Source organism: Zoogloea sp., assembly GCF_023150065.1.
GTDB lineage: Bacteria > Pseudomonadota > Gammaproteobacteria > Burkholderiales > Rhodocyclaceae > Zoogloea.
The window spans coordinates 39,487-61,925 of the sequence record NZ_JAKLLN010000014.1 but is presented as its reverse complement, the minus strand read 5'-3'; the positions used below and the strand labels follow the sequence as shown (position 1 = coordinate 61,925).

Annotated in this window: 17 protein-coding genes; 14 read left to right on the top strand and 3 right to left on the bottom strand. The window is 68.9% G+C overall.

The window, feature by feature from the left end:
- Positions 1–2: 2 nt before the first annotated feature.
- The 10 genes from mauD to L6Q67_RS15590 all read left to right on the top strand — a co-directional run bounded on the left by mauD (position 3) and on the right by L6Q67_RS15590 (position 10,773).
- Positions 3–599 (top strand): methylamine dehydrogenase accessory protein MauD, encoded by a 597-nt coding sequence (gene mauD, locus L6Q67_RS15635; RefSeq protein WP_296410762.1) that lies wholly within the window; start codon positions 3–5, stop codon positions 597–599.
- A 25-nt stretch (positions 600–624) separates the two neighbouring features.
- Positions 625–1,158, top strand: a complete 534-nt coding sequence (locus L6Q67_RS15630) for a methylamine dehydrogenase light chain (RefSeq protein ID WP_296571247.1) — start codon at positions 625–627, stop codon at positions 1,156–1,158.
- A 7-nt stretch (positions 1,159–1,165) separates the two neighbouring features.
- Entirely contained in the window at positions 1,166–1,627 is a 462-nt protein-coding gene (locus L6Q67_RS15625; RefSeq protein ID WP_296571244.1) for a cytochrome c, read from the top strand.
- Entirely contained in the window at positions 1,624–2,073 is a 450-nt protein-coding gene (locus tag L6Q67_RS15620; RefSeq protein WP_296571242.1) for a hypothetical protein, read from the top strand. Before L6Q67_RS15625 ends, L6Q67_RS15620 begins: the two co-directional genes overlap by 4 nt.
- Positions 2,074–2,107: 34 nt before the next feature.
- Positions 2,108–3,484: a DUF1329 domain-containing protein gene (locus tag L6Q67_RS15615; protein ID WP_296571235.1), complete on the top strand. Its 1,377-nt coding sequence runs from the start codon at positions 2,108–2,110 to the stop codon at positions 3,482–3,484.
- A 43-nt stretch (positions 3,485–3,527) separates the two neighbouring features.
- Positions 3,528–5,306 carry a DUF1302 domain-containing protein gene (locus L6Q67_RS15610; RefSeq protein WP_296571233.1) on the top strand — a complete coding sequence of 593 codons (1,779 nt, stop codon included), beginning with the start codon at positions 3,528–3,530 and terminating at the stop codon, positions 5,304–5,306.
- A gap of 67 nt (positions 5,307–5,373) precedes the next feature.
- Complete coding sequence (locus L6Q67_RS15605; protein WP_296571231.1) at positions 5,374–7,737, top strand: efflux RND transporter permease subunit; 2,364 nt, start codon at positions 5,374–5,376, stop codon at positions 7,735–7,737.
- A 14-nt stretch (positions 7,738–7,751) separates the two neighbouring features.
- Positions 7,752–8,726 (top strand): YCF48-related protein, encoded by a 975-nt coding sequence (locus L6Q67_RS15600; protein WP_296571228.1) that lies wholly within the window; start codon positions 7,752–7,754, stop codon positions 8,724–8,726.
- A 16-nt stretch (positions 8,727–8,742) separates the two neighbouring features.
- A complete protein-coding gene (locus tag L6Q67_RS15595; RefSeq protein WP_296571225.1) occupies positions 8,743–9,222 on the top strand; it encodes a TerB family tellurite resistance protein in 480 nt (159 codons plus the stop codon).
- A gap of 48 nt (positions 9,223–9,270) precedes the next feature.
- Positions 9,271–10,773, top strand: a complete 1,503-nt coding sequence (locus L6Q67_RS15590) for an aldehyde dehydrogenase family protein (RefSeq protein WP_296571223.1) — start codon at positions 9,271–9,273, stop codon at positions 10,771–10,773.
- 118 nt (positions 10,774–10,891) lie between these two features.
- On the opposite strand, the gene L6Q67_RS15585 is transcribed toward L6Q67_RS15590, so the two are convergent.
- The 3 genes from L6Q67_RS15585 to L6Q67_RS15575 all read right to left on the bottom strand — a co-directional run bounded on the left by L6Q67_RS15585 (position 10,892) and on the right by L6Q67_RS15575 (position 15,587).
- A complete protein-coding gene (locus L6Q67_RS15585; RefSeq protein WP_296571221.1) occupies positions 10,892–12,079 on the bottom strand; it encodes a PQQ-dependent sugar dehydrogenase in 1,188 nt (395 codons plus the stop codon).
- Between the two features lie 44 nt (positions 12,080–12,123).
- Complete coding sequence (locus tag L6Q67_RS15580; RefSeq protein ID WP_296571218.1) at positions 12,124–13,590, bottom strand: aminoacyl-histidine dipeptidase; 1,467 nt, start codon at positions 13,588–13,590, stop codon at positions 12,124–12,126.
- 152 nt (positions 13,591–13,742) lie between these two features.
- Positions 13,743–15,587 (bottom strand): bifunctional diguanylate cyclase/phosphodiesterase, encoded by a 1,845-nt coding sequence (locus L6Q67_RS15575; protein ID WP_296571215.1) that lies wholly within the window; start codon positions 15,585–15,587, stop codon positions 13,743–13,745.
- A gap of 381 nt (positions 15,588–15,968) precedes the next feature.
- Between L6Q67_RS15575 and L6Q67_RS15570 the strand changes: the two genes are divergently transcribed.
- From L6Q67_RS15570 to L6Q67_RS15555, 4 genes are all read left to right on the top strand, one after another.
- Positions 15,969–16,637, top strand: coding sequence for a TetR/AcrR family transcriptional regulator (locus tag L6Q67_RS15570; RefSeq protein ID WP_296571212.1), 669 nt, complete (start codon positions 15,969–15,971; stop codon positions 16,635–16,637).
- Between the two features lie 77 nt (positions 16,638–16,714).
- Positions 16,715–19,204 carry an acyl-CoA dehydrogenase gene (locus L6Q67_RS15565; RefSeq protein ID WP_296571208.1) on the top strand — a complete coding sequence of 830 codons (2,490 nt, stop codon included), beginning with the start codon at positions 16,715–16,717 and terminating at the stop codon, positions 19,202–19,204.
- A gap of 2 nt (positions 19,205–19,206) precedes the next feature.
- Complete coding sequence (locus tag L6Q67_RS15560) at positions 19,207–20,490, top strand: acetyl-CoA C-acetyltransferase (RefSeq protein WP_296571205.1); 1,284 nt, start codon at positions 19,207–19,209, stop codon at positions 20,488–20,490.
- Positions 20,490–22,424 carry a 3-hydroxyacyl-CoA dehydrogenase NAD-binding domain-containing protein gene (locus L6Q67_RS15555; RefSeq protein WP_296571202.1) on the top strand — a complete coding sequence of 645 codons (1,935 nt, stop codon included), beginning with the start codon at positions 20,490–20,492 and terminating at the stop codon, positions 22,422–22,424. Before L6Q67_RS15560 ends, L6Q67_RS15555 begins: the two co-directional genes overlap by 1 nt.
- Positions 22,425–22,439 lie beyond the last annotated feature (15 nt).

The following is a 22,439-nucleotide window of genomic DNA, read 5'->3' as shown; positions in this document are numbered from 1 at the left end:
TCATGAACGAAGCCCTGATGATTTCGAACGTCCTGCTGTGGGTCGCGGTCTTGGCCGCCCTCGTGGGTCTCTTTGCCCTGGCCCGCCAGATCGGCGTGCTCTACGAACGCGTCGCCCCCATGGGCGCCCTGATGATGGACACCGGCCCCAAGGTCGGCGAGGCCTCGCCGGTCTTCGACCTGCCGGCCCTGGTGGGCAACACCCGCGTCACCATCGGCCGCCCCGGTGACAAGAGCACCCTGCTGTTCTTCCTGTCGCCCACCTGCCCGGTGTGCAAGAAGCTGCTGCCCATCCTGCGCTCGGTGAACAACACCGAGAAGGACTGGCTGCGGGTCATCCTCACCTCCGACGGCGAGCAGCCCGAGCACCTGGCCTTCTACGAGAAAGCCGATCTGAAGGAATTCCCCTACGTCCTGTCCAGCGAGCCGGGCATCGCCTACCGCGTCGCCAAGCTGCCCTACGCCGTGCTGCTCAACGAGCACGGCCGGGTGGTGGCCAAGGGCCTGGTGAACTCCCGCGAGCAACTGGAAAGCCTGTTCACCGCCAAGGAGATGGGCGTGGCCTCGGTGCAGGAGTTCATCGACCACCAACACGCCTGAGCGCCCCAACCCAAGGAGAGAAAACATGAAATGGCTGGATGATCTATTCGAGCGGAAGACCCGCAAGGTGGCTCAGCAGAGCTCCCGGCGCGGCGCCCTGATCCGCATCGGAAAACTGATGGTGGGCACCGCCTTCGTGCTGCCGGTGCTGCCCTTCGACCGCACTGCCCAGGCCGCCGCCGGCGCCGCCCGCAAGGCCGCCAACGCCAAGCCCGGCGAGGCCGACTGCGAATACTGGCGCTACTGTGCCCAGGACGGCTACCTGTGCTCGTGCTGCGGCGGCAGCGCCAACACCTGCCCGCCGGGCACCGAGGCCTCCAAGGTGGCGTGGATCGGCACCTGCCGCAACCCGGACGACGGCAAGGACTACCTCATCAGCTACAACGACTGCTGCGGCAAGACCGCCTGCGGACGTTGCCTGTGCAACACCAACGAGCGGGAACGGCCGGCCTACCGGATGGGCGTGCATAACGACATCAACTGGTGCATGTCGAACGACTCGTCCATGTTCCATTGCACGCTGGCCGCCGTCGTCGGCGTGGCGGACGGGCAGGGCTGAGGCGGTCATGCGCAGCCTGCTCGCCTTCTTCCTGAGCGCTGCCGCCCTCCCGGCGGTGGCTGCCGACGGTGCCGCGGTGTTTGCCGCCCACTGTGCGGTGTGCCACCAGCCGGGCGGGGTCGGCCTGCCCGGCCTGGCGCCCCCGCTGGCCGGCACCCTCGGCGAACGCCTGCAGGTGGCGGGCCGGGGCTACCTGCCGCGGGTCGTCACCCACGGCATGGTCGGCCCCATCACCGTCCAGGGGCAGCGCTACACCGGGGCCATGCCGCCCTTTGCCGCCCAGCTGCCCGACGAGGCCCTGGCGGCCGTCCTCAACCATGTGCTCGACGGCTTCAACGCTGGTGCACTGCCCGAGGGGCATCAGCCCTACACCGCGGCCGATCTGGCCGAGGCGCGGGCCGAGCGCCTGGGGCCCAATGACGTGCGCAAGCTGCGTGACGGGGCAGGGCGCAAGGGGAGCGGATCATGAGGCCGGCCCCGATACGCGCCCGCCTGGCCCTGCTGGCCGCTGCGCTGCTGCTGTCGGGCAACGCCCTGGCCGACGCCGATCTGGCGGCACGCCGCCAGTACATCCTGCACTGCACCGGCTGCCACCAGGCCGATGGCAGCGGGGTGCATTCGGGCGGGGTGCCCGACATGCGCTCGCAGCTCGGCCATTTTCTGAAGGTGCCCGAGGGGCGGGCCTTTCTGGTGAAGGTGCCCGGCACTTCCAACGCTGCACTCTCCAACGCCGACATTGCCCGCCTCCTCAACTGGATGCTGCGCAGCTTCTCGGCGCCTACCCTGCCGGCCGACTTTGCCCCGTACACCGAAAGCGAGGTGACCGCCCTGCGCGGCGCCCCGCTGGACGACGTGGCGGCCGCCCGGGCGACGGTGGTGAGCCGGCTGGCGGAGCAGGGCATCGCCATCCGCTAGCCACCGATTCAATACTTTGACAGGGAGTCACATCATGAAAAGAAACGCGAACTTCTTCTTCCGGCCCCAGGCCCTGGGCTGTGCCCTGGCCCTGGCCTTCTCGATGTCGGCCCAGGCCGCGGTGAGCGAGCAGGACGCCGCCCGCCTCGGCAAGGATCTCACCCCCGTCGGCGCCGAAAAGGCCGCCAGCAAGGACGGCAGCATCCCCGCCTGGGACGGCGGCCTCAGCAAGGTGCCGGCGGGCTGGAAACCCGGCCGCCTCGACCCCTACGCCGCCGACAAGCCGCTCTACTCGGTGGACGCCAGCAACCTGGACAAATACGCCGACCGGCTGCCCCCCGGCCAGGCCGCGCTGATCAAGGCCTACAAGGGCTACAAGCTCGACGTTTATCCGACCCGCCGCAGCTGCCCGGCCCCCGACCTGGTGGCCGAGCGCACCAGAAAGAACGCCACCTTCGCCAAGATCGGCGATGACGGCTGGCGTCTGGAGCAGGCCCACACCGCCGGCGTGCCTTTCCCGATTCCCAAGACCGGTGTCGAGGTGCTGTGGAACTACAAGACCCGCTACACCGGCCAGGGCCGCCGCGCCCAGATCGCCGCCCTGATGCCCGAGAAGGACGGCAGCATCGTCGAGCTGCGCCAGTGGGCCTTCGAGCTCTACCCCTTCAATGACCCCAAGACCAGCACCCTGAAGGATCTGGAGGGCATCGACTCCAAGCTGCTGTTCGACGTGCTCAGCCCCCCGTCCCGGGCCGGCGAGGGCTACCTGATCCACGCCTACCTGGACAAGCCCCAGGACGCCTGGATCTACTTTCCGGGCCAGCGCCGGGTGCGCCGCTCCCCCACCTTTGCCTATGACAACCCGATTGCCGGCTTCGACAACCTGTACTTCGTCGACCAGATCAACATGTTCACCGGCGCCCCCGACCGCTACGACCTGAAGCTGGTCGGCAAGAAGGAGATGCTGGTCCCGTACAACAGCTACCGGCTGATCGACAAGAAGAACAAGTTCAAGGACATGCTCGGACCCGAGTACGTGAAGCGTGACTTCATGCGCTACGAGAACCACCGGGTGTGGGTGGTGGAGGCTGCGGTGAAGGGCGACAAGCGTCACAGCTTTGCCAAGCGCGTGTTCTACATCGACGAGGATTCCTGGGCCCTGCTGCACGTGGACATGTATGACGCCAAGGGCAACCTGTGGCGCGTGCAGGAAGGCAGCCTGTGGGCCGCGCCGGACGTGGGGGCGTGCATCTCCTACGAGTACCAGATGTACGACCTGGTGGCCCGCCGCTACGTGACCGACAACTGGACCGCCGAGGGCGAGGTGCTGGATCTCACCGCCGGCAAGGAAGGCCGCGTCAATGCCGGCACCTTCAGCCAGGACGAACTGCGCCGCCGCGGCGAGCGCTGATCCCCGCCCCCAGCCAACGATCCTCACCCAGGAGTTTTCCATCATGAAGACAATGGCGATTTCCCGTCGCCGGGCCGGCTTCGGCCTGGCTCCGGCCACCCTGGCCGTGGCGGTGGCCCTGTCGGCCTGGTCCGACCCCTCCCAGGCCTTCCGCTTCGGCAGCGAGGAGGGCCTCTCGGGCAGCTTTGATTCGATCGTGTCCTTCGGTGCCATCCGGCGCATGTCGTCCCCCGACTCCCGCATCATCGGCAACGACAGCGGCGGCACCAACCGGGGCGCCAACAACCAGCTGCAGGCGCGCCAGGGCAGCAATGGCTACGCCAACGCCGATTTCAACTACACCAACTTCGACGACGGCACCCTCAACTACAAGAAGGGCGACATCGTATCCATGGCCCTCAAGGGCACCCACGACCTGGCCCTGAAGGCGCCGGAGGGCTGGAGCGCCCTGGCGCGGGTTTACTGGCTGCATGACTTCAAGGCCGACCAGACCCGCCGCACCGACGTCACCGAGTCGTCGGCCACCTCCCGGGCCAACCTGCTGGACGCCTGGGTGGCCAAGGAGATCCGCTACGGCGAGCAGCGCGGCAAGCTCAAGCTGGGCAACCAGGTGATTTCCTGGGGTGAGGACATCTTCATCCTCGGCGGGGTGAACCAGATCAACGCCATCGACCTGCAGAAGTTCCACGTGCCGGGCACCCAGATCAAGGAAGTGTTCATCCCCGCGCCGATGGCTTCGTGGTCGGGCAGCCTCACCGAGAACCTGGGCATGGAGGCCTACTACCAGTTCGCCTGGAACAGCTTCAAGTTCGACCCGGTGGGCACCTTCTTCTCGGGGGCCGACGTGATCGGCCAGGGCAACCGGGTGGCCTATTACCCCACCTCCATCTGCAACGACTTTGCCCTGCCGACGCCCTGCGGCGACCGCTCCGGCCTGACCGACCGGCAGATGGTCCTCAACGGCACGGCGCTGCCCTACCTGGGCCAGGCCAAGCCCAAGCAGGGCGGGCAGTACGGGGTCAACTTCCGCTACAACGCCGAATCCATCGATACCGAGTTCGCCTTCACCTACCAGCGCTACCACGACAAGCTGCCCTTCCTGGGCTTCACCGGCAGCGACACGGGGGCGGTCACCGGCTACTTCCTGGCCTACGGTCAGGACCGCGACCTGTTCGCCGTCTCCGGCAACACCAAGGTGGGCGATGTGGCCGTGGGCATGGAACTGTCCTTCCGCCCGCGGGACAGCGTGGGGGTGGACCCGACGGTGCCCTTCGGCTCGGTCTTCGGCGGCAAGTTCGACAAGAACAGCGTCTATGACGTGGGCCGCCACCCCGGCTTTGTCGAGCACAAGAAGTGGCAGTTCCATACCACCGCCTTCTACACCTTCTCCCGCAACGACCCCCTCGGTGGGCTGGCCACCGCCCTTGGTGCCACCGACGGCTTCATCCTCGCCGAGGCCGCCGTGGCCCATTACCCGGATCTGGACCGCAGCGGCAGCATTCCCTACTTCCTGCCCAACTACGGCATCCCCAACCGCACTTCCTGGGGTTATGTCGCCGAGATCGGCATCAACTACCCCAACGTGGCCGGCAGCGGCATCACCCTCACGCCGCAGATCGACTTTGCCCACGACGTGAAGGGCACCGCGCCCAATGCGCTGCCCTTCGTGGAAGGCCGCAAGGCGGTGACCCTGTCGGTCTTCGCCAACTACCGCGACCGCTGGAAAGGCGCCCTGCAGTACGCCAACTTCTCCGGTGGCGGCGACAACAACCTGATGCGCGACCGGGACTTCCTGGCCGCCAGCATCTCCTACGCGTTCTGACCCGCAGCCCCGGGGGCGCCGGCAGCAGCATGCGCCCGGCCCCCCGGCACAGACAGGAATCCCCAACATGATCGAGAAACTGGTCATCGGCCTGCAGCGCTTCTTCTTCGGGCACCGGCTGCTGACCCTGGGCGTGCTGCTGGCTTTCACCGCCCTCATGGGGGTGTTTGCCGCACAGCTCAGGATGTCGGCCGGCTTCGACAAGCAGCTGCCGCAGGACCACGAATACATCCAGACCTTCAACCAGTACCGGGATGTCCTCTTCGGTGCCAACCGCATCATCGTGGTGGTGGAGGCGAAGAAGGGCGACATCTGGAACGAGAAGGCCCTCACCAAACTGTACGACGTCACCCAGGCCCTGTTCTTCATGCCCGGGGTGGACCGGCGCACCGTCACCTCCCTGTGGACGCCCAACACCCGGGCGGTGCAGATCACCGAGGAGGGGATGAAGGCCGAGGACGTGATCGGCGGCGACGTGACGGTGAAATCCCTCACCCCCGACAACATCGCCGGCATCCGCGAGCGCACCATCATCGGCGGCTTCGTCGGCAGCCTGGTGGCCAATGACGGCTCCGGCGCGATGGTGGTGGCCGAGCTGGCCGACCCCGACCCCGCCACCGGCAAGCGCCTGGACTACTTCGAGTTCAGCCAGCGCCTGGAGGCCGAGCTGCGCGACAAGTTCTCCGACGCCGACACCCAGGTGCGCATCATCGGCTTTGCCAAGCAGATGGGCGACATCTCCGAAGGCGCGACCAGCGTCGTCGAGTTCTTCGCCCTGGCCTTCCTGCTGACCGCCGCGGCGGTGTACTGGTACACCCGCTCCTGGGTGCTCACCTTCCTGCCCCTGGCCAGCTCCCTGGTGTCGGTGGTGTGGCAGTTCGGCACCATCACCCTGCTGGGTTTCGGGCTCGACCCCCTGGCCGTGCTGGTGCCTTTCCTGGTGTTTGCCATCGGCGTGTCCCACGGCATCCAGCAGGTGAACTACATCGCCAAGGAGGTCATCAACGGCGCCGACGGCTTCACCGCCGCCACGCGCAGCTTCACCGGCCTGCTGGTGCCCGGCACCCTGGCCCTGATCACCGCCTTCGTGGGTTTTGCCACCCTGGTGCTGGTGCCCATCCCGATGATCCGCGAGCTGGCCATCACCGCCTCGGTGGGCGTGGCCTACAAGATCGTCACCAACCTGATCATGCTGCCGGTGCTGGCCAGCTTCTTCAGCTTCGACGCTGCCTTTGTGGCCCGCGCCGGCAAGATGGAGGCCATGCGCAACCGCATGATGGCCAGCCTGGGCGTGCACATCGCCAACCCCCGCAACGCCCTGCTGGGCACCCTGGTCGGCCTGGCGCTGCTGGGGGTGGCGGTGTGGCAGAGCCAGGGCCGCCACGTGGGCCACGTGCTGCCGGGCGCCCCCGAGCTGCACAACGACTCCCGCTACAACCAGGACGTGGAGGCCGTGGTCAGCCGTTTCGGCTTGGGCCTGGACATGCTCACCGTGGTGGTGGAGACGCCCAAGGACGGCTGCTACAAGCATGAGGTGATGGCCTACGTGGATCGCCTCACCTGGTATCTCACCAACGTACCCGGCGTGCTCTCCGCCCAGTCGCTGCCGACCCTCACCAAGCTGGCGGCCTCCGGCGTCAATGAAGGCAACCCCAAATGGGCGTCGCTGCCCCAGGAGGAGCTGACCCTCGGCGAGGCCGTGCGCCAGGTGCCCGAAGGCCTGCGCCTCTACAACGCCGAGTGCACCCTGCTGCCGGTCAACCTCTACCTGGCCGACCACAAGGCCAGCACCATCAAGCAGGTGGTGGAGGCGGTGAAGGTGTATCGCGACGGCAACCCCTTCCCCGGCGTCACGGTGCGCCTGGCCAGCGGCAACGCCGGCGTGCAGGCCGCCACCAACGAGGTGGTGGAGCACTCCGAGCTGCCGATGATGCTCTATGTGTACGCCACCATCCTGGTGCTGGTGTTCCTGGTGTATCGCGACTGGCGCGCCATGATCGCCTGCTGCGTGCCCCTCACCCTGGCCACCTTCCTGGGCTACTGGTTCATGAAGTCCCTGGACATCGGCCTCACCGTGGCAACCCTGCCGGTGATGGTGCTGGCGGTGGGCATCGGCGTGGATTACGCCTTCTACATCTACAACCGCCTGCAGATGCACCTGTCCCACGGCGAGGACATCGTCACCGCCTTCAAGCAGGCCCTGCGCGAGGTGGGCGTGGCCACCGTGTTCACCGCCGTGACCCTGTCCATCGGTGTGGCCACCTGGTCCTTCTCGGCCCTCAAGTTCCAGGCCGACATGGGCATGCTGCTGACCTTCATGTTCATGGTGAACATGATCATGGCCATTACCCTGCTGCCCGCCCTGGCGGTGATGATCGACGTCCTGATCCCCCGGCGCGGCCCCGTGCGCGCGCCGCTGATGATGCACTGATGGAGACCCCGTCCATGAAACTCAAAGTGACAGCAAGCCTCGCCCTGGTGGCCACCCTGGCCGCCGGCGTGGTGATGGCGACGGCCGGTGGCGGCACCGCGCCGGCCGGCGAGGCCCCGGCCATGCAGGCCCGCCTGGCCACCCGGGCCGGTCTGGTGGCGGTGGCCGCTGCCGGCCCCGGTCTGGTGGCGGTGGGCGATTTCGGCACCGTGGTGCGCTCGCTGGATGGCGGCCAGAGCTGGACCCAGGCCCGCAGCGTGCCGGTCAGCGGCCTGCTCACCGCGGTGAGCTTTGCCGACGCCCGCACGGGCTGGGCGGTGGGCCACGGGGGCGTCATCCTGGCCACCACCGATGGCGGTGACACCTGGCAGATCCAGCACGAGGCCGAAGGCCGGCCGGTGCTGCTGGGGGTGCATTTCAGTGACGCCGAACACGGCTACGTGGTCGGCGCCTATGGCACGGCCCTGCGCACCACCGACGGCGGCAAGACCTGGGCGCCGATGGCCGTGGGGCAGGGGCGCGATGCCGACCTGCACCTCAACCACATTTTTGCCGCCGCCGACGGGGCCCTGTTTGCCGCCGGCGAGAGCGGGGCCGCCTTCAGCTCGCAGGATGGGGGCGGGCACTGGACGCGTCTCGACACGGGGGTGAGCGGTTCCCTGTGGTCCGGCCTGCAGCGGCGTGACGGCCGCCTGCTGCTCCTCGGCATGAGCGGGCGGGTGCTGGAGAGCAGCGACGGCGGCAGGCACTGGAAAGCCCTGGACACCGGCACCAGCCAGGCCCTGACCGGCGGCGTCGAGGCGCCGGACGGCGAGCTGGTGCTGGTGGGGACGGGCGGGGCGGTGGTCACGTCGAAGGACGGGCGGCTCGTCACGCGCATCCGTGAAGACCGTCAGAACCTGGCCGCCGTGACTGCCGTTGCCGAGGGCGGCAAGGCCCTGGTGCTGCTGGCCCAGAACGGCGTGCTGCGTGAAGCTGCCACCCAATGACATCGAGGACACACCCATGCTGGAAAGACTGATCGGCCTGCTCCGCGGCGAAGTGCAGGCGGAGGCGGCCGAGCGCGGCCCCTTCGAACGGCGCCTGATCGCCGTGGCGGCCCTGCTGCTGGAAACGATGTACGTGGACCGGGTGGCCTCCGAGGCCGAGCACCTGGCCGTGAAGCGCCTGCTGATGGCGCGCTTCCACCTGCCCCCCGAGCGCGTCGAGGAGCTGGTGGCGCTTGCCGAGGTGCGCTACGCCGAGGCTCTCGACGACTGGGAGTTTGCCGAGGCGGTGCGGGTCGGCTTCGGCCCGGGCGAGCGTCAGGAGATCCTCACCATGCTCTGGGAGGTGGCCTATGCCGACGGCCTGGAAAAACTCGAGGGCGAACTGATGCGCCGCCTGGCGCGCCAGCTGGATCTGGGCGAGGGGGCCGCCGAGGTGGCCCGCGCCACCGCCGGCTCCCGCGCCGGCATCCTGCGCGGCACGCCGGGCGATACCTGATCCGATCTTGTTTTACCCCACCATAAGACCGACGAAGAGGAGACACAGATGAAGAAACTGCACGGCATTGAACTGGGCGCGGGCACCGCGGCCTTCCTGGACGGCCCCCAGCGCATGATGATCGGGGGCCAGCGGGTGGAGGCGGTGAGCGGTGAAACCCTGCCGGTCATCGACCCGGCCAGCGGCGAGGTGTTCTGCCGCGTGCCGGCCGGTGACGCGGCCGACATCGACCGGGCCGTGAGCGCCGCCCGCCACGCCTTCGAGGCGGGCGAGTGGTCGCGGATGCGCCCGGTGGACCGGGAGCGCCTGCTGCTGCGCCTCGCCGACCTGCTCGAGGCCAATGCCCAGGAGATGGCCGAGCTGGAGGCCATCGACAACGGCAAGCCGGTGACCATGGCGCGCCATGTGGACGTGGCCCTGTCCATCGACTTCCTGCGCTACATGGCCGGCTGGGCCACCAAGATCGAGGGTTCCACCATGGAGCTGTCGGTGCCCCTGGTGCGCGAGCGGGAGTTCTTCGGCTTTACCCGGCGCGAGCCGGTGGGCGTGGTGGGGGCGATCATCCCGTGGAACTTCCCGCTGCTGATGGCCGCCTGGAAGGTGGGCCCGGCCCTGGCCTCGGGCTGCACCATGGTGCTCAAGCCTGCCGAGGAAACCCCGCTGACGGCCCTGCGCTTTGCCGAGCTGGTGCAGGAAGCCGGCTACCCGCCGGGTGTGCTCAACGTGGTCACCGGCCTGGGCCACACGGCCGGTGCGGCGCTGGCCGCCCACAAGGGTATCGAGAAGGTGGCCTTCACCGGCTCGACGGAGATCGGCAAGCTGGTGGGCAAGGCCGCCCTCGACAACATGACCCGGGTGTCCCTGGAACTGGGCGGCAAGAGCCCGGTGATCGTGCTCGACGATGCCGACCCGGCGGTGGCGGCGGCCGGCGCGGCCCAGGCGATCTTCTTCAACCAGGGCCAGGTGTGCACCGCGGGCTCGCGCCTCTACGTGCATCGCAGCCGCTTTGATGAGGTGGTGGAGCAGCTGTCGGGCATTGCCGCCGGCATGAAGATCGGTCCGGGCATCGACCCCGGCACCCAGATCGGCCCGCTGGTGTCGGCGGTGCAGCAGCAGCGCGTGCTCGGCTATATCGACAGCGGCCTGGGCGAGGGCGCGCGGGCGGCGGTGGGTGGCACGGTCGATGGCAACATGGGCTATTTCGTCAGGCCGACGGTGCTGGTGGATACCCGCGACGACATGCGCGTGGTGCGGGAGGAGATCTTCGGGCCCGTGGTGGTGGCCATGCCCTACGCCGATCTTGACGAAGTGGCCCGGCGCGCCAACGACACCCCCTACGGCCTGGCTGCCAGCATCTGGTCCAATGACCTGTCGCGGGTGCATCGCCTGATCCCCAAGATCAAGGCCGGCACCGTGTGGGTGAACTGCCACAACATCCTCGACAACGCCATGCCCTTCGGCGGCTACAAGCAGTCGGGCATCGGCCGCGAGATGGGCCGGGCGGTGCTGGATCTGTATACCGAGTCGAAGTCGGTGGTGATGATGCTCTGAGGTCGGAGAGCCCCCCGCTGCCCTGTGGGGGCGACTTCAGTCGCCCGCGGACTTCGATCAAGGGCATGCCGGTGATTTAGCGTGCGCTGGGCGACTGAAGTCGCCCCTACAAGTCGCCTTACAACGGGCTGATTACCAGCAGGGTGCCGTTGCGGTCTTCCGTGACCCACAGGCGGCCGCGGGGGTCGGCCTTGATGTCGGTGGGGGCGCCGAGGGGATGGTGGGCGCTGGCCTGCCAGCCGTCCACCAGCACCTTGAACTTCTGCGCGGGTCGGCCGGTGGTGTCGAAGGGCCAGGCGATGATGCGGTGGCCCTCGCGGCGGTAGCCATGCAGGCCGATCACCAGGCTGCCGCGCCAGGCCGCCGGCGCGTCGGCGTGAGTGTAGAAGGCCATGCCCAGGGGCGCCGAATGGGCGGGCAGCAGGCGCTCGGGTTTTGTATAGCGGCTGCAGTCGCCCGGCGCGAAGGCCGGGTCGAAGCGGCCCATGTCGGTGCAGTAGGGCCAGCCGTAGTGGGCGCCCGGGCGAATCCGGTTGAGTTCGTCGTGGGGCAGGGTCTCGGCATCGCCGCCGCCGGGCAGGGTGTCGCGGCTGTTCTCGGCCTGCCACAGGTTGCCGTCGGGGGCGAAGGCCAGGGCCATGGCGTTGCGCAGGCCGCGGGCAAAGGGCTTGCCCACCCAGCGGCCGTCCACCTGCGCGTAGCGCCAGATGGCCGCGGCGGGGGTGTCGCGCTCGGCTTCGGGGCAGCGCATGCCGCGGGGGGCGGGGGCGTCCTCACAGTGGTCGCTGCTGGCACCCACGCTGATGTAGAGGGCCCCGTCGGGCCCGAACACGAACTGCTTGAGCGGGTGCCGGCCCTCCGCGGGCAGCCCGGTGATCACCGGGGTGGTGGGCGGCGTGCGTTCGAGGTCCACCCGCAGGATGCGGCCGGCTTCGGCCAGGTAGATCTTTCCGTCCGGCCCGGTCTGCAGACCGTGGGGTCGGTCCAGCCCCTTGAGCAGCGGGCGCACCTCGAAGCCGCCTGGCCTGGGGCTGAGCATCAGCAGCCTTCCGGCTTTGGCATCCCAGCGGCCCAGGTCGGTGACCAGCACGCGGCCATCGGCCAGGGGCAGCACGCCCCGCGGCAGGCCCAGCCCGCTGGCGGCGAGTCCGATGCAAAAGCCCTTCGCCATCTTGAGCTGCACGCCCGGCAGGCCGGCGCACTGGCCGGAGGTGACATAGCGGCTGCCCCGGGTGGCGAGGGCGTCACCCGCGCTGGTGCCGGCAAGGGCGATCAGCAGGGCGAGGAGGTGGGCAGGGCGGTGCATGGTGGGCGGGGTCGAGTCGGGCCGCGGCGCAGATCGATCGGGGCTCAGCCCCTGGTGATGTCGGCGAGGATGGCGCGGAGGAGCCGCCAGGCCTTGTCCACCGAGGCAATCTCCACCCGCTCCCCCGGGGCGTGGGCGCCGCGGATGGTGGGGCCGAAGGAGACGATGTCCATGCCCGGATGGCTGGCGCCGAGGATGCCGCACTCCAGGCCGGCGTGGATCACCTTGACGCAGGAGGCCTGGCCGAAGTCCCGGGCGAACACCCGCTGGCAGCGGGCCAGCAGCGGCGAGTCCGGGTTGGGGGCCCAGCCCGGGTAGTGGCCGGACAGCTCGGCCGCGGTGCCGGACAGGGCGAACAGGCTGACGATCTCGTCGGCCAGGGCAGCGCTGCCGCTGTCGAGCAGGGAGCGGACCATGAAGTTGCAGCTGCCTGCCTGCGGGCCGAGATCCACCACGCCGAGGTTGTTGGAGGTTTCCACCACGCCCGGCACGCTCAGGCTGCGTCGGCGCACGCCGTGGGGCGCGGCATGCAGGGAGGCCAGCCACAGGGCCTGGTCGGCGCTGCTCATCAGTTCGCTGGCGGTGGCGGTGGCAAGGCTCAGGTTCAGGCCCTCGTCCACGCCGCGCAGGGCCTCACGCAGTTCGGCCTGGGCGGCGGCCAGGGCGGCCTCCAGGGCGCTGCGCTGACCTGCCGGCAGGGCCACGGTGGCGCGGGCTTCGCGGGGCAGGGCATTGCGCGCCGTGCCACCGGCCAGGCTGGCGAGGCGCAGGGGCAGGGCGCGCTCCAGCGTGCGCAGAACCCGTACCAAGAGTTTGATGGCATTGCCCCGTTCTTCGTGGATATCCACCCCCGAATGCCCGCCGCGCAGGCCGGCGAGGGTCAGCGTCCAGCTCTCCCAGCCTGCGGGCAGCGGCGTCGGCGTACCGGGGCGGCTCACGTTCACGTCCACGCCGCCGGCACAGCCGAGATAGAACTCGCCCCAGTCTTCGGTATCCAGATTGAGCATCAGCCGCCCTTCGAGGGTGCCGGGCTGCAGCCCCTGGGCGCCGCCCATGCCGGCCTCCTCGTCGACGGTGAGCAGCGCCTCGAGGGGGCCATGGGGCAGGGTGTCGTCGTCCAGGGCGGCGAGGATCAGGGCCACGCCGATGCCGTTGTCGGCCCCCAGGGTGGTGTCGTCGGCCACCAGCCAGCCCTCGCGCAGGGTCGGGTGGATCGGGTCGCGGGTGAAGTCGTGGGCGGTGCCGCTGTTGGCCTGGCACACCATGTCGAGGTGGCCCTGCAGCACCACGCCGGGCGCGTGTTCGTGGCCGGGGCGGGCGGGTTTGCGGATGATCAGGTTGCCTGCGGCGTCTACTTGCGTGGCCAGTCCGCGGCCATGGGCCCAGGTTTGTAAGGCGTCCCGCACCCGGCCTTCGGCCTTGGAGGGGCGGGGGATACGGCACAGGGTGGCAAAGTGCTGCCACACGGCGGCGGGCTGAAGCCCGGTGAAGACGGGGTCGGGTTGGAACATGGTGGCAGTGCGAAGGGCAGGTGAGTGGGTTCCGGCGGGGAGCGTACCGCGTCACGGGCGGCTGGAGGCCCGTGGGGTCGAATTTATCCGACTGCGGACTCCGATCAAAGGCAGGCTGGCATTTCACCCGTATCGGGACATGCCGTGCGGTGTCAGGCGGGCCGCAGGAAGGTCTCGGCGAACTGCCCGGCGGGCAGGGCCGGGCTCAGCAGGTAGCCCTGGTAGAGGTTGCAGCCCATGCGCTGCAGGGCATGCAGGTGCCCGGCGGTCTCGACCCCTTCGGCCACCACCGAGAGGGACAGGCTGTGGGCCATGGCGATGATGGCGCGGACGATGGCTGCGGCGTCTTCGGGGTTTTCGCTGTGGCTGCCGGCGAGGGGGAAGATGAAAGACTTGTCGATCTTCAGGCGGTTTACCGGCAGGTTGCGCAGGTAGGACAGGGACGAGTAGCCGGTACCGAAGTCGTCCAGGGCCAGGTGCAGCCCATGTTGACGCAGGGTCCGCAGCTCGCCGATGGCCGGCCCCTCGGGCTGGATCAGCACCGACTCGGTGACCTCCAGCTCGATGCTGTCGGGGGGGAGCTGGTGGGCGTTCAGGCGCTGGAGGATGCCCCGCGCCAGGCCGCTGTGCCAGAACTGGCGCGGTGACAGGTTGATGGCGATGCGCGGCGGCGAGGCGCATTCCGCGTGCCAGCGGGCGGCCTGGGCGATGGCGGTGTCCAGCACCCAGTTGCCGATGGCGTGGATCATGCCGGTCTCCTCGGCCACCGGGATGAAGTGGTCGGGGGGAATGAAGCGCCCGTCGTGGTGCCAGCGCAGCAGGGCTTCCGCCCCCACCACGCGGCCGTCGCTGACATTGACCTGGGGCTGGTAGTGCAGCTCCAGTTCGCCGGTGGCAATGGCGTTGCGCAGGGCCGCCTCCAGGGAGACCCGGCGCTGCAGGCGCTCGTTCATCTGCTCCGAGAAGAAGTGGCAGCTTGCCCCGCCCCGGGCCTTGGCGGCGTACATGGCGGTGTCGGCATTGCGCAGCAGGGTTTCGGTGTCGCCCCCGTCACCGGGGAAGAGGGCGATGCCGATGGTGGCGGTGGTATGCAACTCCAGCCCGGCCTCGCGCATCGGGCGGGTGATGGCCTCGAGGATGCGCTCGGCGACATGGCCCGCGTCGCCGGCCCCGGCAATTTCCGGCAGCACGGCGATGAACTCGTCGCCGCCCTGGCGATAGACCTGGTCGAGGGGGCGCAGGGCCTCCGCGATCCGGCGTGCCACACCTTTCAGCAGGATGTCGCCCACCGAGTGGCCCATGGCGTCGTTGATGGTCTTGAAGCGATCCAGGTCCACGAAAAGCACGCCCAGCATGGTGCCCCGCCCGGTGGCCCGGGCGATCAGGCGCGGCACCTGGTCCATCAGCTGGGTCCGGTTGGGCAGGCCGGTGAGGGCGTCGTGGTGGGCGAGGTAGCGGATGCGGGCCTCGTCGGCGCGGCGCTCGGTGATGTCGGTGATGGAGCCGGCCATCAGGCGGCCCACGCCGCGCCCGTCCCGCTGGGCCACGCCCCGGGCGGCCAGCCAGCGGTAGGCGCCATCGGCCGCGCGGACCCGGTACTCATGGTAGAAGTGGGGCGTCTCGCCCTTCAGGTGGCTCGATACTGCTTCGTTGTAGCCGGCGCGGTCATCGGGATGAACCAGCTTCAGCCAGCGGTGGGTGTCCACCAGAAAATTGTCGGCGTAACCCAGGATGCTCAGCAGGCGGCGCCCGACCCGCAGCTCCTTGCTGAGGGGGTCCCATTCCCACATGCCGTCATTGGTGCCTTCCATGGCCAGGGCGTGGGCCCGGGTGATGCGCCGAAGGCGCAGGATCTCGCAGATGCAGATGAGCAGCGCCAGGCCCAGGCCGGCCCCCGTGAGCAGCGTGTAGGGCGGCAGATCGCTGTTCCGCGACACAAAGGCCAGCACCCCGGCGAGGCTCAGCGCCAGGCTGGCCGATGTAAGCAGCAGGAGCACGCGGCACCGCCGTCCGGACAGCCGGGAAGGTGGGGCGACGGAGGTGTCGTGCTCGTGTGGGGGCGGCATGGGCGGCGGGGCGAGGATGGCGGATCTGGCGATGCTGCCTTATCGGCCCGCAACCTTCCGTCTTGAACGGTCGTGCCAGCGCCGCGGAGGGTGCTTAGTCGGAGTGGGTAAAGGTTGGCTCAGGGGCAGGTAAGGGGCAGTGTGACCCCGTTCCGGCCGGGGTTCTGACGCGGCCGGAACGGGGTACAAATGCGCAATGGACACGTTGACAGCGTATCAATCCAATGTATGATTCAAACAAACGTTTTAATGAAACCGTGGCCGGAGAGATTCGTCGTCCGAGCTGCGGGCATCCACCCCAAGGAGATTCCCATGACCGAAGTGCCGGGCAAGGCCGCAGGTGACACCCGCAGTCGCATCCTCGATGCGGCTGAGCGTCTGTTCATGGAGAACGGCTTCGACGGGACGTCGATGCGCATGATCACCAGCCAGGCCGGGGTCAATCTTGCGGCAGTCAATTACCACTTCGGCACCAAGGAGCTGTTGATCCAGGAGGTCTTCCGGCGCCGCCTCACCGATCTCAACCGCGCCCGCCTGGCGGCCCTCGAGGCCCTGGAGCTTGAGGCGGCCGGCGCATCCCTCAAACCCAGCCGCATCGTGGATGCCTTCTTCGGCACGGCCCTGCGCATGGCGGCGGACGTGGAGGGGGGCGGGCATACCTTCATGTGCCTGCTCGGCCGCACCTACACCGAGCCCAATGAGTTTGTGCGGCAGTTTCTGGCCGAGGAATACGCCGAGTGCGTCGAGCGTTTTCTGGCGGCCCTCTACCGGGCGCTGCCGGAGGTGGATCGCAAGGAGATCCTGTGGCGCTTCCATTTCATGATGGGGGCGATGTCCTACGCCATCGCCGGTACCGACGCGCTGCAACTGGTCACCGGCAAATTCGACGACGAGAACCCCTCGCAGCTGGCGCCGCGCCTGATGAGCTTCCTGCTCGGCGGGCTGCGTGCGCCGCTGGCGGAGTTTGGCGGCCTCAAGTAGCGCTGCCGGACACGGATCAGGCAACACATTCATAAAAGCGCGCTGCAAAGACGGCGCCGAGTAAAAGGAGATAGCTCATGTCGTACTGGTTTCTGGTTTCCCTCCCTCCCCTGGTGGTCGCGCTCGCCTACGGGCGAGCGCCATTTTTTGCCTGGTATGGGGTGGGGCTGGCGTGGCTCGTGGCGCTGGCCTGGCTGGCCGGCTGGTCGGCGGCTGCAGCTGGGGTGGCGGTCGGTGCCCTGGCGTTGGCGGGTGCGGTGTTCGTGGTGCCGGGCATCCGGCGCAGCCTGGTCACGGCGGGTATCTTCCGCGCCTTCCGCAAGGCACTGCCGTCCATGTCCCAGACCGAGAAGGACGCCCTGGAGGCCGGAACCGTATGGTGGGAGGGCGAGCTGTTTGGCGGGAAGCCGGCCTGGAACACCCTGCTGGCCTACCCCGCGCCGCGCCTCACGCCCGAGGAGCAGCGTTTTCTCGACGTGGAGACCACCGAGCTGTGCCGTCTGACCAAGGACTGGGAATGCACCCAGGCCCAGGACATGCCCGAGGGGGTGTGGAAGTACATCCGCGAGAAGGGCTTCCTGGGCATGATCATTCCCCGGGAATATGGCGGCAAGGGCTTCTCGGCCTATGCTCACTCGCAGGTCATCACCAAGCTGTCCACCCGCTCATCGGCGCCCGCCGTGACGGTGATGGTGCCCAACTCCCTCGGCCCGGCCGAGCTGTTGCTGCACTACGGCACGCCGGAGCAGAAGCAGCATTACCTGCCCCGTCTGGCCCGCGGCCAGGAGATCCCGGCCTTTGCCCTGACCAGCCCGTGGGCGGGTTCGGATGCGGCCTCCATCCCCGACGCCGGGGTGATCTGCATGGGCACCTACCAGGGCCGCGAGGTGCTGGGCATGCGGGTCAGCTTCGACAAGCGCTACATCACCCTGGCGCCGGTGTGCACCGTGTTCGGCCTGGCTTTCCGTCTGTTCGATCCGCAGCACCTGCTGGGGGACGTGGAAGACCTGGGTATTACCTGTGCCCTGGTGCCCCATGACCACCCGGGCGTGGATATCGGCCGTCGCCACTTTCCCCTCAACGCCGTGTGGATGAACGGGCCGATCCGTGGCACAGACGTGTTCATGCCGCTGGATTTCATCATCGGCGGGCCGGCGATGGCGGGGCAGGGCTGGCGCATGCTCATGGAGTGCCTGGCGGCAGGGCGCTCCATCTCGCTGCCGGGCTCCAACACCGGCATGCAGAAGATGACCGCCCGGGCGGTGGGGGCCTATGCCCGGGTGCGCTACCAGTTCAAGACGGCGGTGGGCAAGTTCGAGGGCGTCGAAGAGGCCCTGACCCGCATCGGTGCCAACACCTGGCTCAGCGACGCTGCGCGGGTCATGACCGCCGGGGCCATCGACCTGGGCGAGAAGCCCTCGGTGGTGTCGGCCATCGTCAAGTTCCACGTCACCGAGCGGGCCCGCCAGACGGTGAACGACGGCATGGACGTGATCGGCGGTAAGGGCATCTGCTTGGGGCCGCAGAACTTCCTGGGCCGCGCTTATCAGCAGATCCCGGTGGGCATCACTGTGGAAGGCGCCAACATCCTCACCCGCAGCTTGATCCTCTTCGGTCAGGGGGCGATCCGCTGCCACCCCTATGTGCTCAAGGAGATGGAGGCCGCCCGCAGCGGCGATCTGGTGGCCTTCGACGAAGCCTTCTGGGGGCATGTGGGCTACACCGTCTCGAACGCCGCCCGGGCCCTGGTGATGGGCCTCACCGGGTCGCACTTCGTGGGCGTCCCCGACGCCGGCGGCAAGGGCGTGGCGCCGGAGACCCGCCGCTACTACCAGCAGCTCACCCGCTTCTCGGCCGCCTTCGCCTTCCTGGCGGATATCTCCATGGGGACCCTGGGGGGCGCGCTGAAGCGCAAGGAGAAGCTCTCCGCCCGCCTTGGCGACATCCTCTCCCTGATGTACCTGGCCTCCGCCGCCCTCAAGCGCTTCGAGGATGAAGGCCGCCAGGCAGCCGACGCGCCGCTGCTCCACTGGGTGATCTGGGACTGCATGTTCAAGGCCCAGAATGCCTTTGAGGGCGTGATCGCCAACTTCCCCAACCGCCTGTTTGCCACCCTGCTGCGTCGCATCGTGGTCTTCCCCCTGGGCCGGCCCTATTTCGTCCCTTCCGACCAGCTGGGGCACGAGGTGGCGACCCTGCTCATCAACCCCTCGGCGACCCGCGACCGTCTGACCTCCGACGTCTACCTGCCCACCGATGTGGACGAGCCGGTGGGCGCGCTCGAAGCGGCCCTCACCGCCACCATCGAGGCGGAGCCCGTGGAGGCCAAGGTGCGCAAGGCGATCAAGTCCGGCCAGTTCAAGCCGGGCCTGCTGGTGGGCGGCGGGGTCGATGCCCTCTACGAAGTCGCCCTGGCGGCCGGGATCATCAGCCGTGATGAATTTGCGCTGATCGTCCGGCGCGGCGAGCTGCGCGACAAGGTCATCCGCGTGGATGACTTCCCCTACGACTTCGGTCTGCGCAAGGCCCTGGCGGGGCTGGCGGACGAGCAGCGGAAAGCGGCCTGAGCATGACCGAGCCCATCTACATCATCGACGGCGCGCGTACGCCCTTCCTCAAGGCGCACAACGCCCCCGGCCCCTTTGCGGCGTCGGATCTGGCCACCGCCGCCGGCAGCGCCCTGCTGGCTCGCCAGCGCTTTCTGCCGGAGCAACTGGACGAGGTCATCCTTGGCTGCGCCAGCCCGTCGCCCGACGAGGTGAATATCGGCCGGGTGGTGGCCCTGCGCATGGGGTGTGGGCTCAAGGTGCCGGGCTGGACGGTGATGCGCAACTGTGCCTCGGGCATGCAGGCCCTGGATTCGGCCATCGCCAACATCCGCTGCGGGCGCTCGCAGCTGGTGCTGGCGGGGGGCGTGGATGCCCTCTCGCGGGCGCCGCTGCTGTTCTCCGACCCGATGGTGCGCTGGTTCGCCGGCTGGATGGGCGCGCGCAGCCTGGGTGACAAGCTGGCGGCGCTGAAGAAGTTCCGGCCTGCTTACCTGGCGCCGGTCATCGGCATCATGAAGGGGCTGACCGACCCGATCGTCGGGCAGCTGATGGGCCAGACCGCCGAGAACCTGGCCTGGAAGTACGGCATCAGCCGCTACGACATGGACGCCTACGCGGTGGAAAGCCACCTGCGGGTGGCTGCCGCCCAGGATGCCGGCCATTTTGCCGACGAGCTGGTACCGCTGATCGAGGCTGACGGCACGGTGCATGCTGCCGATGACGGCCTGCGCCGGGATGCGTCCCTGGCCGGCATGGCCAAGCTCAAGCCCTTCTTCGACAAGAAATACGGCCGGGTCACGCCGGCCAACAGCTCCCAGATCACCGACGGTGCCACCTGGCTGGTGCTGGCTTCGGAGGCTGCCGTGGAACAATTTGGCCTGACGCCCTTGGGGCGCATCGTGGACAGCCAGTGGGCAGGGCTCGAGCCCGAAGAGATGGGCCTGGGGCCCGTGCATGCCGCCACGCCCATCCTGCGGCGGCACGGGCTGGGTCTGGATGACCTGGACCTGATCGAAATCAACGAGGCCTTCGCCGCCCAGGTGATCGCCTGCCTGCGCGCCTGGCAGGATGACGATTACTGTCGCCACCGCCTGGGGCTGGAGGGCGCCCTGGGGGCCGTCGATCCGGCACGGCTCAATGTGGATGGCGGTGCCGTGGCCCTGGGCCACCCGGTGGGGGCCAGCGGCGCGCGCATCGTCCTGCATCTGCTCCATGCCCTGCGTCGGCGGGGCGGAAGGCGGGGGCTTGCCAGCATCTGCATTGGCGGTGGGCAGGGTGGTGCCATGCTGGTGGAGGCCCTGTGATGCGTTACGCAAACTGGACACTCGAACGCGATGCCGAGGGCATCGCCTGGGCGACCCTGGATGTGGCCGACGCCGGTGCCAACACCCTGGGTCTTGCAGTGATGACCGAGCTGGGTGACATCCTCGACGAACTGGACCGTCAGCCGCCTACCGGCCTGGTGATCCGCTCCGGCAAGCCGGCGGGTTTCATCGCCGGTGCCAACATCGAGGAGTTCACCCGCATCGACTCCGCCGAGGCGGCCCGTGCCCTGGTGAGCCGGGGGTGGAGCCTTTTCGACCGGCTGACTGCAGTCAAGTATCCGACCCTGGCCCTGATCCGCGGTCACTGCATGGGGGGCGGGCTGGAGCTGGCCCTGGCCTGCCGCTATCGCATCACGGTGGATGAGCCCGGCACCCGCCTGGCCCTGCCCGAGGTGATGCTGGGCATCTATCCGGCCTGGGGCGGGATGCTGCGCCTGCCCGCCCTGATCGGTCCGGCCGCAGCCCTGGACCTGATGCTCACCGGCAAGGGCGTGGATGCTGCGAAAGCCAGGCGGCTCGGGATGGCGGACGCCTGCGTGCCTCCCCGGGTCATGGACAACGCGGCGCGCATGCTGCTGCTCTCCGGCCAGGCACCGCACCCGCTGCCCTTCATGCAGCGTCTCCTCAATGGCCCCCTGCGCGGCATCGTGGCCCGCAAGGCCCGGGCCCAGGTGGCCGCCAAGGCTCGCCCCGAGCACTACCCGGCGCCCTACGCCATCCTGGATGTGTGGTCCAACTACGGGGGCAACGCCCTCGATGTGCCGGCTAGCTCGCCCTCGTCCCTGGAGGCCATCCTGCGCTCGCCCACGGCGGGCAACCTGATCCGCGTTTTCTTTCTGCAGGAGCGCCTCAAGGGCTTCGGCAAGGATGCGGATTTCCGGCCCCGCCGTGTTCATGTGGTGGGGGCGGGCGTGATGGGGGGCGATATCGCCACCGAGTGCGCCCTGCGCGGCATGATCGTGACCCTGCAGGATCAGTCGGTGGAGCGCATCGCGCCGGCCATTGCCCGGGCCGGCAAGCGCTTCGCGCGCAAGTTCCGGGGCAAGCCGCGGGAGGCCCGCTTCGCCCTCGACCGGCTGATCCCCGATCCGGCCGGCCATGGGGTGGCCCAGGCCGACGTGATCATTGAGGCCATCTTTGAAAGCCTGGACGCCAAGCGCAGCCTGCTGGCAGACATCGAGCGGCGGGCTCGGCCCGACGCTGTGCTGGCCTCCAACACCTCCAGCCTGCGCATCAGCGACATCGCCAGTGCGCTGGCCGACCCGGCCCGGCTGGTGGGCATCCACTTCTTCAACCCGGTGGCGATGATGCCCCTGGTGGAAGTGGTGCGTACCGGGGCCACGGCTGAGGACGGCTTCCGCCGCGCGGCGGCCTTTGTGCGCAAGCTCGACAAGCTGCCCCTGCCGGTGAAGGACGAGCCGGGTTTCCTGGTGAATGCGGTGCTCGGCCCCTACATGTACGAGGCCCTGCGCTGTGTGGATGAGGGCATCGCCCCGGCCACCATCGACGCGGCCATGACCGCCTTCGGCATGCCCATGGGCCCCATCGAGCTGGTGGATACGGTGGGGCTGGACATCGCCGTGGCGGCGGGCAAGGCCCTGGCCGGTGCCGACGCGGTGCTGCCCCGCAGCCTGGCCGAGCGGGTGGCGGCGGGCCAGTTGGGCAAGAAGAGCGGGCAGGGCTTTTACGCCTGGCCCGGCGGCAAGGTCAGCCGGCCGGCCGCGGGGGCCATCCCCGAGGGGTTGGCAGCCCGCATCATCGCCCCGTTGCTGGCTGCCAGCCAGGCCTGTGTTGACCGCGGTGTGGTGGCCGATGCCGATCTGGCGGATGCGGGGGTTATATTCGGCACCGGCTTTGCCCCCTTTACGGGCGGTCCCCTCAACTTTGCCCGCGGCCCCCGGGCCGCAGCCTGAACCATTGCCAGGAGT

What these genes read in the sequence shown, in the direction of transcription:
- L6Q67_RS15630 (WP_296571247.1), top strand. Translation starts at nt 625, where the DNA reads ATGAAATGGCTGGATGATCTATTCGAGCGGAAGACCCGCAAGGTGGCT.
- mauD (WP_296410762.1), top strand. Translation starts at nt 3, where the DNA reads ATGAACGAAGCCCTGATGATTTCGAACGTCCTGCTGTGGGTCGCGGTC.
- L6Q67_RS15580 (WP_296571218.1), bottom strand. Translation starts at nt 13,590, where the DNA reads ATGTTCCAACCCGACCCCGTCTTCACCGGGCTTCAGCCCGCCGCCGTG.
- L6Q67_RS15600 (WP_296571228.1), top strand. Translation starts at nt 7,752, where the DNA reads ATGAAACTCAAAGTGACAGCAAGCCTCGCCCTGGTGGCCACCCTGGCC.
- L6Q67_RS15570 (WP_296571212.1), top strand. Translation starts at nt 15,969, where the DNA reads ATGACCGAAGTGCCGGGCAAGGCCGCAGGTGACACCCGCAGTCGCATC.
- L6Q67_RS15605 (WP_296571231.1), top strand. Translation starts at nt 5,374, where the DNA reads ATGATCGAGAAACTGGTCATCGGCCTGCAGCGCTTCTTCTTCGGGCAC.
- L6Q67_RS15610 (WP_296571233.1), top strand. Translation starts at nt 3,528, where the DNA reads ATGAAGACAATGGCGATTTCCCGTCGCCGGGCCGGCTTCGGCCTGGCT.
- L6Q67_RS15555 (WP_296571202.1), top strand. Translation starts at nt 20,490, where the DNA reads ATGCGTTACGCAAACTGGACACTCGAACGCGATGCCGAGGGCATCGCC.
- L6Q67_RS15595 (WP_296571225.1), top strand. Translation starts at nt 8,743, where the DNA reads ATGCTGGAAAGACTGATCGGCCTGCTCCGCGGCGAAGTGCAGGCGGAG.
- L6Q67_RS15585 (WP_296571221.1), bottom strand. Translation starts at nt 12,079, where the DNA reads ATGCACCGCCCTGCCCACCTCCTCGCCCTGCTGATCGCCCTTGCCGGC.
- L6Q67_RS15625 (WP_296571244.1), top strand. Translation starts at nt 1,166, where the DNA reads ATGCGCAGCCTGCTCGCCTTCTTCCTGAGCGCTGCCGCCCTCCCGGCG.
- L6Q67_RS15620 (WP_296571242.1), top strand. Translation starts at nt 1,624, where the DNA reads ATGAGGCCGGCCCCGATACGCGCCCGCCTGGCCCTGCTGGCCGCTGCG.
- L6Q67_RS15590 (WP_296571223.1), top strand. Translation starts at nt 9,271, where the DNA reads ATGAAGAAACTGCACGGCATTGAACTGGGCGCGGGCACCGCGGCCTTC.
- L6Q67_RS15565 (WP_296571208.1), top strand. Translation starts at nt 16,715, where the DNA reads ATGTCGTACTGGTTTCTGGTTTCCCTCCCTCCCCTGGTGGTCGCGCTC.
- L6Q67_RS15615 (WP_296571235.1), top strand. Translation starts at nt 2,108, where the DNA reads ATGAAAAGAAACGCGAACTTCTTCTTCCGGCCCCAGGCCCTGGGCTGT.
- L6Q67_RS15560 (WP_296571205.1), top strand. Translation starts at nt 19,207, where the DNA reads ATGACCGAGCCCATCTACATCATCGACGGCGCGCGTACGCCCTTCCTC.